Origin of the sequence: Agromyces cavernae, assembly GCF_021044935.1 — a bacterium.
GTDB classification, from domain to species: domain Bacteria; phylum Actinomycetota; class Actinomycetes; order Actinomycetales; family Microbacteriaceae; genus Agromyces; species Agromyces cavernae.
Genome location: NZ_JAJNMP010000003.1, coordinates 47,829 through 61,794 on the forward strand (window position 1 = coordinate 47,829; position 13,966 = coordinate 61,794).

At 71.1% G+C, this 13,966-nt stretch carries 14 protein-coding genes; 4 read left to right on the plus strand and 10 right to left on the minus strand.

The annotated features are described in order from the left end of the window. The first annotated feature begins 62 nt into the window (after positions 1-62). Genes LQ757_RS11545 through LQ757_RS11560 form a run of 4 tightly spaced genes read left to right on the plus strand, consistent with a single transcriptional unit; the run spans position 63 to position 3,641 of the window. Positions 63-932, plus strand: coding sequence for an endonuclease/exonuclease/phosphatase family protein (locus LQ757_RS11545; protein ID WP_231047397.1), 870 nt, complete (start codon positions 63-65; stop codon positions 930-932). Then, complete coding sequence (locus LQ757_RS11550; protein WP_231047398.1) at positions 929-1,528, plus strand: DUF2238 domain-containing protein; 600 nt, start codon at positions 929-931, stop codon at positions 1,526-1,528. Before LQ757_RS11545 ends, LQ757_RS11550 begins: the two co-directional genes overlap by 4 nt. Further along, positions 1,525-2,769 (plus strand): non-homologous end-joining DNA ligase, encoded by a 1,245-nt coding sequence (gene ligD / locus LQ757_RS11555; protein WP_231047399.1) that lies wholly within the window; start codon positions 1,525-1,527, stop codon positions 2,767-2,769. Before LQ757_RS11550 ends, ligD begins: the two co-directional genes overlap by 4 nt. Then, positions 2,766-3,641 carry an aminoglycoside phosphotransferase family protein gene (locus LQ757_RS11560; RefSeq protein ID WP_231047400.1) on the plus strand — a complete coding sequence of 292 codons (876 nt, stop codon included), beginning with the start codon at positions 2,766-2,768 and terminating at the stop codon, positions 3,639-3,641. Before ligD ends, LQ757_RS11560 begins: the two co-directional genes overlap by 4 nt. On the opposite strand, the gene menC is transcribed toward LQ757_RS11560, so the two are convergent. The 10 genes from menC to LQ757_RS11610 all read right to left on the minus strand — a co-directional run bounded on the left by menC (position 3,631) and on the right by LQ757_RS11610 (position 13,966). Beyond that, a complete protein-coding gene (menC, locus tag LQ757_RS11565) occupies positions 3,631-4,818 on the minus strand; it encodes an o-succinylbenzoate synthase (protein WP_231047401.1) in 1,188 nt (395 codons plus the stop codon). The genes LQ757_RS11560 and menC overlap by 11 nt on opposite strands. Then, positions 4,815-5,639, minus strand: a complete 825-nt coding sequence (locus LQ757_RS11570; protein ID WP_231047402.1) for a hypothetical protein — start codon at positions 5,637-5,639, stop codon at positions 4,815-4,817. The genes menC and LQ757_RS11570 overlap by 4 nt, the downstream gene beginning before the upstream one ends. Further along, entirely contained in the window at positions 5,636-6,910 is a 1,275-nt protein-coding gene (locus LQ757_RS11575; protein ID WP_231047403.1) for a saccharopine dehydrogenase family protein, read from the minus strand. Before LQ757_RS11575 ends, LQ757_RS11570 begins: the two co-directional genes overlap by 4 nt. Positions 6,911-7,331: 421 nt before the next feature. Beyond that, positions 7,332-8,081, minus strand: coding sequence for a DUF559 domain-containing protein (locus LQ757_RS11580; RefSeq protein WP_231047404.1), 750 nt, complete (start codon positions 8,079-8,081; stop codon positions 7,332-7,334). A 523-nt stretch (positions 8,082-8,604) separates the two neighbouring features. Continuing rightward, positions 8,605-9,585, minus strand: coding sequence for a factor-independent urate hydroxylase (gene pucL, locus LQ757_RS11585; RefSeq protein WP_231047405.1), 981 nt, complete (start codon positions 9,583-9,585; stop codon positions 8,605-8,607). A 3-nt stretch (positions 9,586-9,588) separates the two neighbouring features. Beyond that, a complete protein-coding gene (gene uraH / locus LQ757_RS11590) occupies positions 9,589-9,930 on the minus strand; it encodes a hydroxyisourate hydrolase (RefSeq protein ID WP_231047406.1) in 342 nt (113 codons plus the stop codon). Between the two features lie 16 nt (positions 9,931-9,946). Continuing rightward, entirely contained in the window at positions 9,947-10,453 is a 507-nt protein-coding gene (uraD, locus tag LQ757_RS11595; protein WP_231047407.1) for a 2-oxo-4-hydroxy-4-carboxy-5-ureidoimidazoline decarboxylase, read from the minus strand. Beyond that, the gene (allB, locus tag LQ757_RS11600) at positions 10,450-11,841 is read right to left on the minus strand and encodes an allantoinase AllB (protein ID WP_231047408.1); all 1,392 of its coding nucleotides are present in this window, start codon (positions 11,839-11,841) and stop codon (positions 10,450-10,452) included. The genes uraD and allB overlap by 4 nt, the downstream gene beginning before the upstream one ends. Continuing rightward, positions 11,841-12,704, minus strand: a complete 864-nt coding sequence (locus tag LQ757_RS11605; protein WP_231047409.1) for a bifunctional allantoicase/(S)-ureidoglycine aminohydrolase — start codon at positions 12,702-12,704, stop codon at positions 11,841-11,843. Before LQ757_RS11605 ends, allB begins: the two co-directional genes overlap by 1 nt. After that, a complete protein-coding gene (locus LQ757_RS11610) occupies positions 12,701-13,966 on the minus strand; it encodes a DUF6986 family protein (RefSeq protein ID WP_372459656.1) in 1,266 nt (421 codons plus the stop codon). The genes LQ757_RS11605 and LQ757_RS11610 overlap by 4 nt, the downstream gene beginning before the upstream one ends.

Here is a 13,966-nt window from a genome sequence, read left to right on the forward strand (position 1 = left end):
TCCTCTCGTTCGGGGCAGGTGGCACCACGCTACCGTGCGGCTTCCGCGCGTACGCTGAACAGATGACGGATGCCGCCCTCATCGGAGGGGTGACCGCGCCCGAGGTGCACGTGATGACGTACAACATCCGTCGACGTGTGTCGGGAAATCGACCGGGCAGCCCCGACCGGTGGGCGACGCGAAAGGTCCTGGTCGAGCGGATCCTCGCCGCCGAGCAGCCCACGATCGTCGGTGCGCAGGAGGCCCTCGCCGATCAGGCCGACTTCGTCGCCGAGGCCCTCGGCTCTCGATATCGCTGGGTCGGCGACGGCCGAGACCCCTCGGGGCGCGGCGAGAAGTGCCCGATCTACTACGACGCCGAGCGCCTCGACCTCACCGGGTGGCGTCAGCGTGCGCTCTCGTCGACACCCGACCACCACGGATCGCGATCTTGGGGCAACGTGACGCGGCGGATCCTGGTTTCCGCCGAGTTCACCGACGTCGAGACGGGCACCCGCCTGTTCGTCTTCAACACCCATCTCGACCATCTGTCGCGGCGCTCGCGGCTGCACTCGGCGCACATGATCGTGCGCCTTGCGCGGGCCGCCACGACCGCCGAGCCCGACGCGGCGATCGTCGTCATGGGCGACTTCAACGCCGATGAGTCGTCGCCCGTGTACCAGACACTCATCGCCGGCGGCACACTGCACGATGCATGGGAGGCTGCCGCAGAACGGGTCACGCCGCCGTTCGGCACCTTCTCGAACTACCGGGGCCGTCGACCCGGCGGGCGGCGCATCGACCACATCCTCGTCGGCGGCGCCGTCGAGGTGACCCGCACCGGCATCAACACGACGAGGTTCGACGGCAGGGCGGCCTCCGACCACGAACCGGTGCAGACGGTGCTGCGTGCAGGCTCCGCGACGGTGGACGGGTCTAGAGTGCTGCCATGATGCGCACGGCGCTGCGTGCTCCAGACGGTCCCGCCGAGGTGATCGCCGACGTGCTGCGCCTGCTCGCCGTGCTGAGCATCGTGGTCGCCGCCATCGGTTGGGGTCCGCTCTCGGGCCTCAGCTTCCTCGCCGTCCTCGCCGTGATGCTCATCCCGCGACTGCTGCACCTGCGGGCCGGCTTCGACATCGCGTTCGGCATCGCCGTGCTGTTCTCGACCTGGAGCAGCGTGCTGGGCGTCTATCACACGACCCGCTGGTGGGATGTGCCGATGCACTTCCTCACCAACGGGCTCCTCGCGGCGCTGGCCTTCGTCGTGCTCGTGCGGCTCGGCGTGCTCGCCGACCCCGCGACACTGCCGCACCCGATGCTGTCCGCGACCGTGGCGACCACCGCGCTCGGACTGACGATGGGGGTGATCTGGGAGCTCTTCGAGTGGTTCGGCCGCGCGTTCATCGACGACGACATCCTGGTCGGATACGCCGACACGCTCGGCGATCTCCTCGCCGGCGGCCTCGGCTCGGTGGTCGCAGGCCTCAGCATGCGGTTCCTGATGGCCCGACCACGTGCGCGAACGCAACCCGAGGTGAAGACATGAGTACCGCGAACGGCGACGCCCGCGTGCTCGAGATCGGCGGCCGCGAGGTGCGCATCTCGAACCCCGACAAGGTGGTGTTCCCCGAGCCCGGGCTCACCAAGCTCGACCTCGTGCAGTACTACCTGGCAGTCGCCGATGGCGCCCTGCGGGGCGTCGACCGCCGGCCGATGGTGCTCAAGCGCTTCGTGAAGGGCATCTCGCAGGAGGCGTTCTTCCAGAAGCGGGCACCCGAGAAACGCCCCGAATGGATCGAGACGGCGACGCTGCACTACGCGTCGGGCAATTCGGCCGAAGAGGTCGTCGTGACGGATGCCGCGGCCCTCGCCTGGGTCGTGAACCTCGGCTGCCTCGACCTCAATCCGCACCCGGTGCGCGCCGACGATCTCGAGCATCCCGATGAGCTGCGCGTCGACCTCGACCCCATGCCCGGGGTCGACTGGAGCCAGATCGTCGACGTCGCCATGGTCGCGCGCGAGGTGCTCACCGACCACGGGCTCGTGGGCTGGCCCAAGACGTCGGGTTCACGAGGCATCCATATCTATGCGCGCATCGAGCCGAGCTGGGACTTCCGCCAGGTGCGACACGCGGCCGAGACGCTCGCCCGTGAGGTCGAGCTGCGAGCGCCCGGCCTCGCGACGGCGCGCTGGTGGAAGGAGGAGCGCGGCGAGAGCGTGTTCGTCGACTTCAACCAGAATGCGAAGGACCGCACGGTCGCGTCGGCGTACTCGATCCGGCCGTTGCCCGACGCGCGCGTCTCGACGCCCCTCGACTGGGGCGAGGTGCGGGACAGCCGCCCCGAGCGCTTCACCGTCGCGACAGTGCTCGAGCGGTTCGCCGAGCGCGGCGACCCCGCCGCGGGGATCGACGAGGCGGTCGGCAGGCTCGACGGGTTGCTGGCGCTCGCCGAGCAGCTCGGACCTGCCGAGAAGCCGCCGCGGGCGTCGGGTGCGGCAGGGGGCACGGGCCGGCGCCAATCGACCATGCCGCTCATCGAGATCGCCCGGGCCAAGACGAAGCCCGAGGCGCTCGAAGGGCTCGAGCGTTGGAAGGCCCGGCACCCCGACGTGGTCGCGCTGCTGCAGCCTGCCGACGTGCTCGTCGACGGCATGCGCGGCAGTTCGTCGCTGTGGTACCGCATCCGCGTGAACCTGCAGCACGTCCCCGAGGCGCAGCGCCCCGCGCAGGAGCCGCTCGAAATCGACTACGACCCGTGGGCCGGCAAGGAGTGGAACCGCTCGTGAGCGACCTGGGTCCGGTCAATCCCGGTCATGCCGCGGAGGCCGCCTGGGTGCGGCGCTGGCGCCTGCGCCCCGACGCCGATCCGGTCACCACGTCGTCGAGCACCCTCATCCCGGTGCGCACCGAGTTCGGCGAGCCGGCGATGCTCAAGCTCGCGCAGACCGACGAAGAGGCACGCGGTGCCGACCTGCTCGTCGCGCTCGACGGGCGCGGCGCCGCCCGGGTGCTCGAGCGCGACGGTGCGGCGGTGCTGCTCGAACGAGCCACCGGCGGTCGCGACCTCGTGCGCATGGTCGAGGCAGGCCACGACGACGAGGCCACGCGCATCGTCTGCGCCGCGGCCGAAGTCATCCACGGTGCATCCGCGCTGGTGCAGGCGGCCGACGACCCGCCCGAGCTCATCGGCCTGCCGACCTGGTTCCGGCACCTGTTCTCGAACGCCGACGAGCTCGGCGCGTTCCATCGGCGCGGTGCCGACACCGCCGCGAGGCTGCTCGACGACCCGCGCGAGGCCGTGGTGCTGCACGGCGACCTGCACCACGGCAACGTGCTCGACTTCGGCGAGCGCGGCTGGCTGGCGATCGACCCGAAGGGCCTCCTCGGCGAGGCCGCGTTCGACTACTGCAACCTGCTGTGCAACCCCTCGCACGAGCGGGCCCTCGCCCCCGGCCGACTCCAGCGGCAGTTCGGCGTCGTCGTCGACGCGACCGGCGTCGACGCCGCGCGGCTCGCCGACTGGCTCGTCGCGTGGTGCGCCCTCTCGTCGACGTGGTTCGAGATCGACGACGATCCGCGACTCGCGGCCTCGGCTGCGGCGATCGGCCACGCGGCGGTCGAGCTGCGTCGCGAGGCGGGGGCGCCGTTCAGCGCGTGAGCGTCACGGGCTGCGCCGACGCCCACTCGCGAATCAGCTCGTCCCGCACGGTGACACCCGTGCCCGGGCCATCCGGAACCTGCAGCTGGCCGTGGTGCTCGCCGGTGCCGAGCACGAACGGCTCGGTGAGGTCCTCGGCGTAGTAGCGCGATGACCCCGACGTGTCGCCGGGCAGCACGAACCCCGGCAGCGCGGCCAGCGCCACGTTGGCCGCGCGGCCGACCCCGGTCTCGAGCATGCCACCGCACCAGGCCGGCACGTCGAGCTCGACGCAGATGTCGTGCACCCGCAGCGCCTCGAGATAGCCGCCCATGCGGCCCGGCTTGATGTTGATGATCGACGTGGCGCCGCGCTCGATGGCGTCGATCGCCGTCGAGACGCCGAGGATCGACTCGTCGAGGCACACGGGCGTATCGCACTCGGCGGCGAGCCGCGCGTGCGTCGCGAGGTCCTCCTCGGCGAACGGCTGCTCGATGAGGAGCAGGTCGAGATCGTCGAGGCGGGCGAGCAGCGGGATGTCATCGGCCGTGTAGGCCGTGTTCGCATCGACCTGCAGCATTCCGGCGGGCCCCATGAGCTCGCGCACCGCGCTGACGGGCACGAGGTCCCATCCGGGCCGGATCTTCAGCTTGATGCGCCGGTACCCCTCCTCGAGGTAGCCCGTGACCTCGTCGAGCAGCTCCTCGAGGGTGGGCGCGATGCCGACGGACACGCCGCAGTCGACCCAGTCGCGCTCGGCGCCGAACGCCGCGCCCATCGACCGTCCCTGCGCACGCAGTTCGGCGTCGAGCACCGCCGCCTCGAGCGCGCCCTTCGCCATGCGGTGCCCGGCGACGAACGCGAGCGCAGGCGCGACCGCGGCCGCGAGCGGCACCGAGGCGCCGCGCGGCATCAGGTCGCGAGGCGCCGGCTGCGGTCCCTCGACCCGCAGCCGGTCGAGCAGGGCCGGGCCGAGATGGCGTTCGATCACGGATGTCGCGCCGTCGACGTACTCCGACGAGTAGAACGGGTCGCGACCGGCCACGCACTCGCCCCAGCCGTCGCCCGCATCGGTGCGCACCCGCACCATGAGCACCTCGCGCACCGTCTCGCGGCCGAAGCTCGTCTCGAACGGGCGGATGAGCGGCACCTCGATGCGGTGCAGCTCGATCGCGTCGATGCGGGTCGTCTCGCTCATCGGGCCTCCCGGTCGGGGTCGTCGGTCGTGAAGACGTAGTCGCCCGCGGCGTCGAGCTCGACGCGGAGCCCCAGCCCGCGGTCGCCCAGGGCGGCGAAAGCCGAACGGGACTGCTCGCGCAGGCGCGCGGCCTCGGCCGGGTCATCCGACCGCAGCCCCTCGAAGTCGGGGACGAGCGCGAGGCCGCCGCGCGCCGACCAGACGGGCTGCGGTTCGCCGGCGAGCGCGCGCGTCGTGCGCGGCGAGTCGAGGCGCCAGCGCACCTCGAAGCGGTCGCTGCGGTCGGCGCCCGTGATGGCGTCGTCGAGCCGACCGTAGAAGTCGGGGTGGTACGCGATGACCTCGGCGCCGAGGCGCACCAGGTTCATGCGGGCGTTGCGGCGGATGAGGGGATCGTAGGTCCAGCGCACCTCGTCGATGCCGTGCTCGAGGCAGATCGCGCGCTGGCGCAACTTCAGGGCCAGGCCGATGCCTCGGCCGCGCGCGGCCGGGTCGACGGCGTTCATGTGGGAGTGCAGGTGCACGCCGTCGCCCCAGCCGAGAAAACCGAGGAGTGCACCGAGGGCTGGGACGGGTGCGCTACCCGGCCCCGTCGGGATCGCGATGAGCAGCGTGTTGCCCGCATGGTCGAGCGCCTGCAGCATCGACCGGTCGGGGCCGCGGCCCACGCCCCACGTCACCGTGAAACGGGCGAGCACGGCATCGAGCTCATCACCCACGGCCGGGCGCGTGATGACGGCGGCGCGCCGATCGGCGACATCCGCCGCCGCATGCGCCTCGCGAACGATCGCGGCGACGACGTGTGGCGGAGCGGCGGTCACGCGGCCCGGTCCTCGATGCGCCACGCCTGACCGTACCCGCCGTCGGTCACCGGGCGCGCCATGAGCTCGAGGAACGGCGCGGCGTCGAACGCCTCGGGTCCGAGCACTCCGCGGCCTTCCCACACGCCGGTCGCGAGCAGTTCGAGCGCGATCACCGGGTTCAGGGCGGTCTGCCACACGACGCACTGGCTGTCGTACTCGCGCATCGTCCACTCGTTGTCGGCGACGTGGTACAGGTACGACGACCTCGGGGCGCCGTCGGTGCCCGTGCCCGTGACCCACAGGCTCGCACAGGTCTTGCCAGTCATGCGCGGGCCGATCGTGGCCGGGTCGGGCAGCGACGCCGCGACCACGTCGCGCGGCGCGACGTGGACCGGCCCGTTCTCGCTGCGCACCCGCACCGGACTCGTCGAATCGAGCCCGAGCAGGTGCAGCACCTGCAGCACGTTGATGAACTCGGCGCCGAGGCCGTACTTGAATGTCACGCGCTTCGCGTCGACCCATCGCGGCATGAGCAGCACCTCTTCGTGCTCGACGTTCACGCACTCGACCGGCCCGATGCCCTCGGGGAACTCGAACACCTCGGGCTCGCTGAACGGCGCCGTCGTGTACCAGCCGGTGTCCTCCTCCCAGATCACCGGCGGGTTCAGGCACTCCTCGATCGTCGTCCAGATCGAGAACGACGGAGCGAAGATCTCATTGCCCTCGTCGTCGGTCACGACGAGGTTGGCGCCGTCGCGCACCCCGAGCTCGTCGATCTCGCTGAAGAGGTGGTCGGCGGCGAAACGGGCGAACACGTCGGAGAGGCCGGGCTCGACCCCCATGCCGACGAGTGCCAGCCTCCCCGCGGCATCCCAATCGGTCGTCTGCGCGAACTGGTCGTCGCCCAGTTTCACGCCCGTCTTCTCATATGGGTCGGTCGGATGCGGCTCGCTCAGGCTCATCGCCATGTCGAGGTAGTCGGCCCCGGCCGCAAGCGCGCCCGCGAAGATCGCCGGCACGAACTTCGGCTCGACCGCGTTCATCACGTGGGTCGCCTCGTACTCGCGAGCGACGGACGTCACGACCTCGGGATCCGACGCGTCGATCTGCGCCGTGGCGAACCGGGCCGCGACCTCATCCCCGTGCCTGGCCCTGATCCAGTCGACCGTGCGTTGCGCACGGGACTCGTCGTAGTCGCTCACCACGAGCAGCTCGTAGAAGTTTCGACGGGCCGCGATCTTGGCGATGGCGTCTCCGACGCCTCCGGCGCCGACGAGGAGGATGCGCATGCCTCGACGCTAGCGCGGCAGCGCCCCGCGGTCGAGGGTCGGGGGGTGGGCGGCCGCTCCCGGGCGCCGCCTGCTGCTCCCCTTCACACCTCCCCTTCACACCTCCCTTTCACACCGAGAGTGCACGCCCCGCCCTGCCATACTCACCGAACGTGCACTCGCCGCCCTGCCATACTCACCGAACGTGCACTCCCCGCCCGAAGGAGGGCGCCAACTGCACTCTCGGCGCGGGCCCAGCTCACCCGCTCCTTCCCGAGAGTGCACCCCCGGCCCCTGGAACGGCGGCAACTGCACTCTCGGCGCGGGCCCAGCTCACCCGCTCCTTCCCGAGAGTGCACCCCCGGCCCCAGCAACGGCGGCAACTGCACTCTCGAAACCGCGGAGCGAGCGCAGCCTTGCAAGGGCGGGACCCGAAGACGGACTACGCGCGAGACCAGCCGCGAAGTTCGAGCGCCTCACTCAGCTGACGTGCGATCGAATCGAATGCGGAGTGCTTGTTCACTCGAATCACGAGCCACCCGTTCGCCGCCAACTCGTTCAGGCGATCGACATCCTTCTCCCATTGCGAATCATCCTCGCGGTGGTGATCGCCGTCGTACTCGAGCAGCACCTTCCAGCGGCGGAAGACGAGATCACCATGAGTCGTGCGACCTGAGCGCAGCACGATGACCCCGTTCGGCTCGTGATCAGGGAACCCCGCCGCGACGACCTTGAGGCGCAACTGCGTCTCTTTCGGCGATTCGGAGCCAGCACGGAGGTGTTCGCGCGCAGCTCTGAGCACGCGACATCCGCGCCGCTTGCCGTACCGTGCGACCGCTTCGTCCACCTCCGCAATCGTGGCAAGCGGATGGGGGCGGCCGAGCAGCCTGTCCCCCGCTTGGATCAACTCGAGTTCGGTCAGCTGCGTTGACAGCTGACACCACGTGTCGGCCGGACTCACGAGCAGCAGCCCACCCTTGCGCTGCGTGCGCGGCCGCGATGCGGAACGATGGCCGACGACGTTGCGAACCCTGGGCGGGTACACGCCGCCCCAGACGATCACGTGCACAATGCTCGCGGTCTGCAGGCGGGATGGAAGCGGCAGCCCCCAGAGCAGCGCAGCGGTGGCGTGGCTGAAGGCTGAGGTGTCGTGGGGTAGATGCAGGGTGAGGGCACCGCATCTCGCCATCATCGAGGACGCTTCAGCCCGCGGAAGCCTCACGCCTCGCACCGGAATCATGAGGTCGGAGCCCCGGAGCCGCTTGTCACTCAACCCCCGCGCGAGACCCGCGTGCCGCGTGAATGGCCCAAGCGAGAAGTCGAGCGGGAGTGGATGTCGGGCGACCATCACTCAAGGGTGGCCGGTATGTCTCGGTCAAACACGGAATCGCGCGGGCCCGTGAACGACTCGTTCGAAGTCGGGGGTGTTGAGGAGGGGTCGAGGCTTGGTGTGCCGCAGTCGAGATTGCATCGGGTGGGCCGAGAGTGCACTTCAGGCCTGAAGAATGGCGGGGGGGTGCACTCTCTACGCGAGGTGCCGCAGATGTCCAGAAGGGCCGGGGAGACGCAGGGCATCGAAAGTGCAGTCGACGCCCGGGGAACGGCGAGGAGTGCCCTCTCGATGGGAGGGCGCTCGAGCGGTGGCGCCGAGAGTGCATCTGACGCCCGATGGAGGGCGAGGAGTGCACTCTCGACTGCGGGGTGGTCCGTGCGCGTCAGCAGAAGCCCGCGACCGCCTCCCATGCCGCGGCGGGCGAGTCGACGCCCTCGCGGACGACGGCGGCCTCGATGAGACCGTAGGGGCGGTCGGCGGCGTAGAACACCTCGTTGGGGTTGTCGAGCCCGAACGGCGAGAGGTCGACCACGAAGTGGTGCTTGTTCGGCATCGAGAGGCGGATCTCGGCGATCTCATCGTGCCGTTCGAGCACCCGGCGGCCCATGTCGAAGAGCGTGGTCTGCAGCGCCGCCGAGTACCCCTCGGTGAACGTCTCGAGCAGCAGCCCGCGCACGCTGTCGTAGGCGGCGTCGTAGTCGAAGCCCGCGTCGACGCCCGCCCCGCGATACAGCCACCTGGCTGACACGTCGGTCGCGAGGATGCGGTCGCGGGTCTCGGGCAGCGTCGTGTACCGGTCGCGCGGGTACCCCTCGAACCCCGATTCGGTGGTCTTCAGCACGGTGAGCTCCTTGAGCCCGGCGAGGACGTGCCGGGTGCGGTCGCCACCACCGCCGCCAGTGCCTCCAGTGCCGCCGACCCCACCCCCGGCGCCCTCCACCACGACGAGCGCGGTTCGCACTTCCTGCCCCGACCGCACGAACGAGTGGTCGTGCGGTTCGCCGTGCGCGACGATGCGCTGCCACGCGAACTTCTCGGCCTCCCACCGCCCTCCGGTCACCCAGTCGAACGAGCCCGTGAAGTGGTCGGCGAGGCGCAGCAGGAACGCCTCGGGCGACCCGATGCCGTCGCGCGCGAACGCGAAGATCGTGTTCTTCTGCGTGTCGGTGGGCACGACGTGCGCGTTGTCGCCGGCGAGGTGCGCGGCGGAGAAGTCGCCGCGCAGCTGCGAGGTCACGTTGAGGTCGTCGATCTCGTGCCGGGCGGTGTCGCGCGTGACCTTGACGACTCGCACCTCGGCCTTGCCGTACTGGTTGGCGCCGAGGACGATGCCGGATGCCGCGGACGATTGCTGCTCGGTCATGGATCAGCTCCCTCGGTAGGTCGAATAGGCGAATGGGCTCAGCAGCAGAGGGGCGTGCACGTGCCGGCCGTCGTCTTCGATGCGCACGGTGATGACGACCTCTGGGTAGAACGTGTCGACGCCCCGCGCGGCGAACCAGGCTCCCGTGTCGAATCGCAGCCGGTATTCCCCGGGCAGCAGTTCGTCGGGTCCGAAGTGCGAGATGCGGCCGTCGTCGTCGGTGACGGATGCCGCGACGCGGCCCCACTCGTCACCCGAGGGGCCGAGCAGCTCGACGGTGAGGCCCGCGGCCGGCCGGCCGGTCGTCGCGTCGAGCACGTGGGTGGTGATGCGCGAGGTGCTCATGATTCGAACAGTCCCTTCATTCGAACAGTCCCTTCAACCGCAGTACGGCGATCTGGCGCAACTGCTCGGCGACCACGGGCAGCTCCTCGTCGTCGGTGTGCCCGAGGCGCTCGTTGAGCGCGCCGAGGATCTCGGTCGCCGACCGTCCCGCCACCCGGATCAGGAAGACCCGGCCGAATCTCCGCTCGTACGCGAGGTTGCCCTCGGCGAGCGCGGCGGCGACCGCCGTCTTGGGCGTGCCCACTCCCGCCTGCTCGGCGCGCGACATCCGTGCCTCGGCACTCGAACCGCCCGCGCGCTCGCCGATGCGGGGATGCTGCGCGAGGGCGCCGTCGACCTCGGCGGTGGTGAACGGCGATGCGGCCACCTCGGCCGCCGCCACGAGGTCGCCCGCTGAGGCGTACGGACGGCCGTCGACGAGCGATTCGCACCAGCGCGGGATGTCGAGGCACGGCCGCAGCGACGCGATCGCCTCGTCGCGCGCGGCGGAGTTGAACACGTGCAGCGCGTGCGCCGGGCTCACCGCGCCACCTCCCTTCGCAGCAGCCGCCCGCGCGGGGCCGACCGGTCGACCGGCTCGCCAGCGAGCAGCGTCGACCGCACGACCCCGGTGAGCTCCTGCCCGTCGTACGGCGAGATCGGGTGCCGATGCTCGAGCGTCTCGGCGTCGACCGTGAACAGCTCGTCGGGCGCGAACACCACGAGGTCGGCGGCGCGGCCCGCGGCGATCGCTCCCTTCGCGTTCAGGCCGACGCGACGGGCCGGGGCCTGAGACATCCATTCGACGACCTGGGTCAGCCCGATGCCGCGCCCGCGCGCCTCGGTCCACACGAGCGGCAGCCCGAGCTGCAGCGAGGCGATGCCGCCCCATGCCTCGACGAAGTCGCCGTCGCCGGCGAACTTCACGGCGGCCGGCGCGGGCGAGTGATCGGAGACGACGAAGTCGATGATCCCGGACTCGAGCCCGCGCCAGAGCGCGTCGCGGTTGCCCGCCTCGCGGATCGGGGGGCAGCACTTGTATGCCGTCGCCCCGGGGGGAACGTCCTCGGCGCACAGCGTCAGGTAGTGCGGACAGGTCTCGACGGTGAGCCGCACGCCGTGACGTTTCGCGGCGTCGATGCGGTCGAGCGCGTCGGCGTCGCTGAGGTGCAGGATGTGCGCGCGCACCCCGGTGCGGGCGGCCCGCTCGATGACCGCGGCGATCGCTGCGCCCTCGGCCGCGCGGGGACGTGACGCGAGGAAGTCGGCGTACGACGAGCTGTGCGGGTGCGCTGCGCCCTCGATGAGTGCCGCGTCCTCGGCGTGCACGATGATCAGCGAGTCATCGGCCTCGACGAGCACCCGCATCGCCGCCTCGAGTTCGTCGACCGTGACGGGCGGGAACTCGTCGACGCCCGAGTGCACGAGGAAGCACTTGAACCCGAACACCCCGGCCTCGACGAGCGGCACGAGGTGGCCGTCGTTGCCAGGCACGACGCCGCCCCAGAACCCGACGTCGACGAACACCTCACCCTCGGCCGCCGCACGCTTGATCGCGAGCGCGTCGACCGTCGTCGTCGGCGGGATGCTGTTGAGCGGCATGTCGACGATCGTCGTGACCCCGCCGGCCGCGGCGGCCCGGGTCGCCGACGCGAAGCCCTCCCACTCCGTGCGCCCCGGCTCGTTGACATGCACGTGCGTGTCGACGAGCCCGGGGATGAGCACCTCGTCGTCCGCGAGCTCGAGGGTGCGCACTGCGCCCGACTCCGACACTGATGCCGAAACAGCATCAGTGTCGGAGTCGCCGACCCACGCGATGACTCCTCCGCGCACTCCGACCGTCGCGGGCACGAACTCTCCGCCGACGAGCACCCGCTCGCCCTTGACGACGAGATCGAACGGTTGGGATGTCGCGACGGGGGCTTCGGTCATCAGAATCCGCTCTTCCCGGCGCCGGTGAGCCGGACTTGGCGGTTCACGTCCTTGTAGAGCAGGTAGCGGAACGGCCCGGGGCCGCCCGCGTAGCAGGCCTGCGGGCAAAAGGCCCGCAGCCACATGAAGTCGCCCGCCTCGACCTCGACCCAGTCGCCGTTGAGCCGGTAGACGCCCTTGCCCTCGAGCACGAACAGCCCGTGCTCCATGACGTGCGTCTCGGCGAACGGGATGACGCCGCCGGGCTGGAACGTCACGATGTTCACGTGCATGTCGTGCGCGAAGTCGTCGGGGTCGACGAACCGGGTGGTCGCCCAAGCGCCGTCGGTATCGGGCATCGGCCGCGGCGCGACATCCTGGTCGCGAGTGACGAACGAGGCGGGCGGTTCGATGCCGTCGACGGGCTCGTACGCCTTGCGGATCCAGTGGAAGCTCGTCGGCGCGCCGCCCTCGTTCGCGACCGACCACGTCTCGCCCGCGGCGAGGTAGGCGTAGCCGCCGTGGGCGAGCACATGCCGCTCGCCGCCCGCTCCCGCGCCCGCGCCCGCGCCCCCGCCGAGCGTCAGCGTGAGCTCGCCCGCCGTGACGAACACGACGCCCTCGACCCCGGCCTCGACCTCGGGCCGCTCGGCGCCGCCGCCGGGCGCGATCTCGACGATGAGCTGCGCGAACGTCGTGGCGAACCCGGCGATGGGTCGCGCGAGGATCCACGAGCGGGTGCCGGTGAACCCGGGCAGGTTGCTCGTCACGATGTCGCGGAGCACGCCCTTGGGGATGACCGTGTACGCCTCGGTGACGATCGCCCGGTCGGTGAGCAGTTCGCTCTGGGCGGGCAGGCCGCCCGGCGGGGTGTAGTAGCTCATGTCGCCTCCTGGTGACGCGTGGGGTGTGCGAGCGCGACGAGGGTCGCCTCGTCGATGCCGGTGGCGTCGGCGACCTCGTCGGCCGAGATGGCGCCGCAGCGCACGCCGCGCAGCACGAATCCGGCGAGCGCGCGAACCGTGGCCGGTTCGTCGAGCACCGCCCCGGTGGCGGTACCGCGGCGGGCGTCGCGAAGGCGTTCGGATGCCTCGGGCCAGCCTTCGCGGTAGAAGGCGTAGGTGGCGAGGTACCGCGTGACGAGCTGGTTGGGGTGCAGGTCCCACCCTTGGAAGAATCCGCGCTCGAGCGACCTGCGGACGAGCCGTGCGTGCAGCCGCCACGCGTCGGCGGTGCGCCTGCCGACGGGCAGGATGTTGGTCGACCCGTCGGAGAGCCGGATGCCCGTGCCGGCCGCCGCGAGCTGCATGATGCCCTTCGCGAGGTCGGCCGCCGGATGCTCCATCGACTGGTAGCGCGCCGCGATGCCGAGCGCGGCGCTGTAGTCGTACGTACCGTAGTGCAGCCCGCTGATGCGGCCGGGCACGGCGAGTGCGAGTTGCGCCACGGGCGAGGAGCCGTACACGCCGAGCACGAGCTGCGGGGTCTCGACCTGCACCTCGAAACGCAGCCGCCCGTGCGGCAGTCCGTGCGCCCGCTCGAGGACGGTCATGACCTCGGCGGCGGCCTCGACCTGGGCGACCGTCGACACCTTCGGCAGGGTGAGGGCCAGCCCCTCGGGCAATCCGCCGTGCTCCATGAGAGTGCCGATGAAAAGATCGAGCGTTCGGATGCCCCGGGCCCGGGTCGCGGCTTCGAGCGACTTGAACCTGATGCCGATGAAGGGCGGCGCGAACCCGGCACCCGCCGCGGCGGCGACGCGCTTGGCGGCGCGCATCGCCTCGGCGTCTTCGGCCTCGTCGCCGTGGTCCCCGTACCCGTCTTCGAAGTCGATGCGCAGGTCTTCGATGGGCTCGACGGCGAGCTTCTCGCGCACGCGCGGCACGACGTCGGAGGCGAGCGCGGCATCGAGGCCGATGAGCGACGCGACCGCATCGAGCCCGCCGGCGTCGTCGACGGCGTCGCGCACCGTGCGTCGCCACACGGTCGCCAGCTCGGGCGTGAACCGGTCGGCGGGCACGTAGACGGTGTGCACGGGCTGGCGCGATCCGTCGTCGCCGGGGTACGCCGTGCGCAGCAGGTCGTCGGTCGTGGAGAGGCGAGCGTCGATCGCGGCGAGATCGGCCGGGGTGAGCGAGGTGACCAC

Bases quoted from the DNA above. Each gene is read 5' to 3' on its own strand.
- LQ757_RS11545 (WP_231047397.1), top strand. From the start codon at position 63: ATGACGGATGCCGCCCTCATCGGAGGGGTGACCGCGCCCGAGGTGCAC.
- LQ757_RS11550 (WP_231047398.1), top strand. From the start codon at position 929: ATGATGCGCACGGCGCTGCGTGCTCCAGACGGTCCCGCCGAGGTGATC.
- ligD (WP_231047399.1), top strand. From the start codon at position 1,525: ATGAGTACCGCGAACGGCGACGCCCGCGTGCTCGAGATCGGCGGCCGC.
- menC (WP_231047401.1), bottom strand. From the start codon at position 4,818: ATGAGCGAGACGACCCGCATCGACGCGATCGAGCTGCACCGCATCGAG.
- LQ757_RS11575 (WP_231047403.1), bottom strand. From the start codon at position 6,910: ATGCGCATCCTCCTCGTCGGCGCCGGAGGCGTCGGAGACGCCATCGCC.
- LQ757_RS11580 (WP_231047404.1), bottom strand. From the start codon at position 8,081: ATGATGGCGAGATGCGGTGCCCTCACCCTGCATCTACCCCACGACACC.
- pucL (WP_231047405.1), bottom strand. From the start codon at position 9,585: ATGACCGAGCAGCAATCGTCCGCGGCATCCGGCATCGTCCTCGGCGCC.
- uraH (WP_231047406.1), bottom strand. From the start codon at position 9,930: ATGAGCACCTCGCGCATCACCACCCACGTGCTCGACGCGACGACCGGC.
- allB (WP_231047408.1), bottom strand. From the start codon at position 11,841: ATGACCGAAGCCCCCGTCGCGACATCCCAACCGTTCGATCTCGTCGTC.
- LQ757_RS11605 (WP_231047409.1), bottom strand. From the start codon at position 12,704: ATGAGCTACTACACCCCGCCGGGCGGCCTGCCCGCCCAGAGCGAACTG.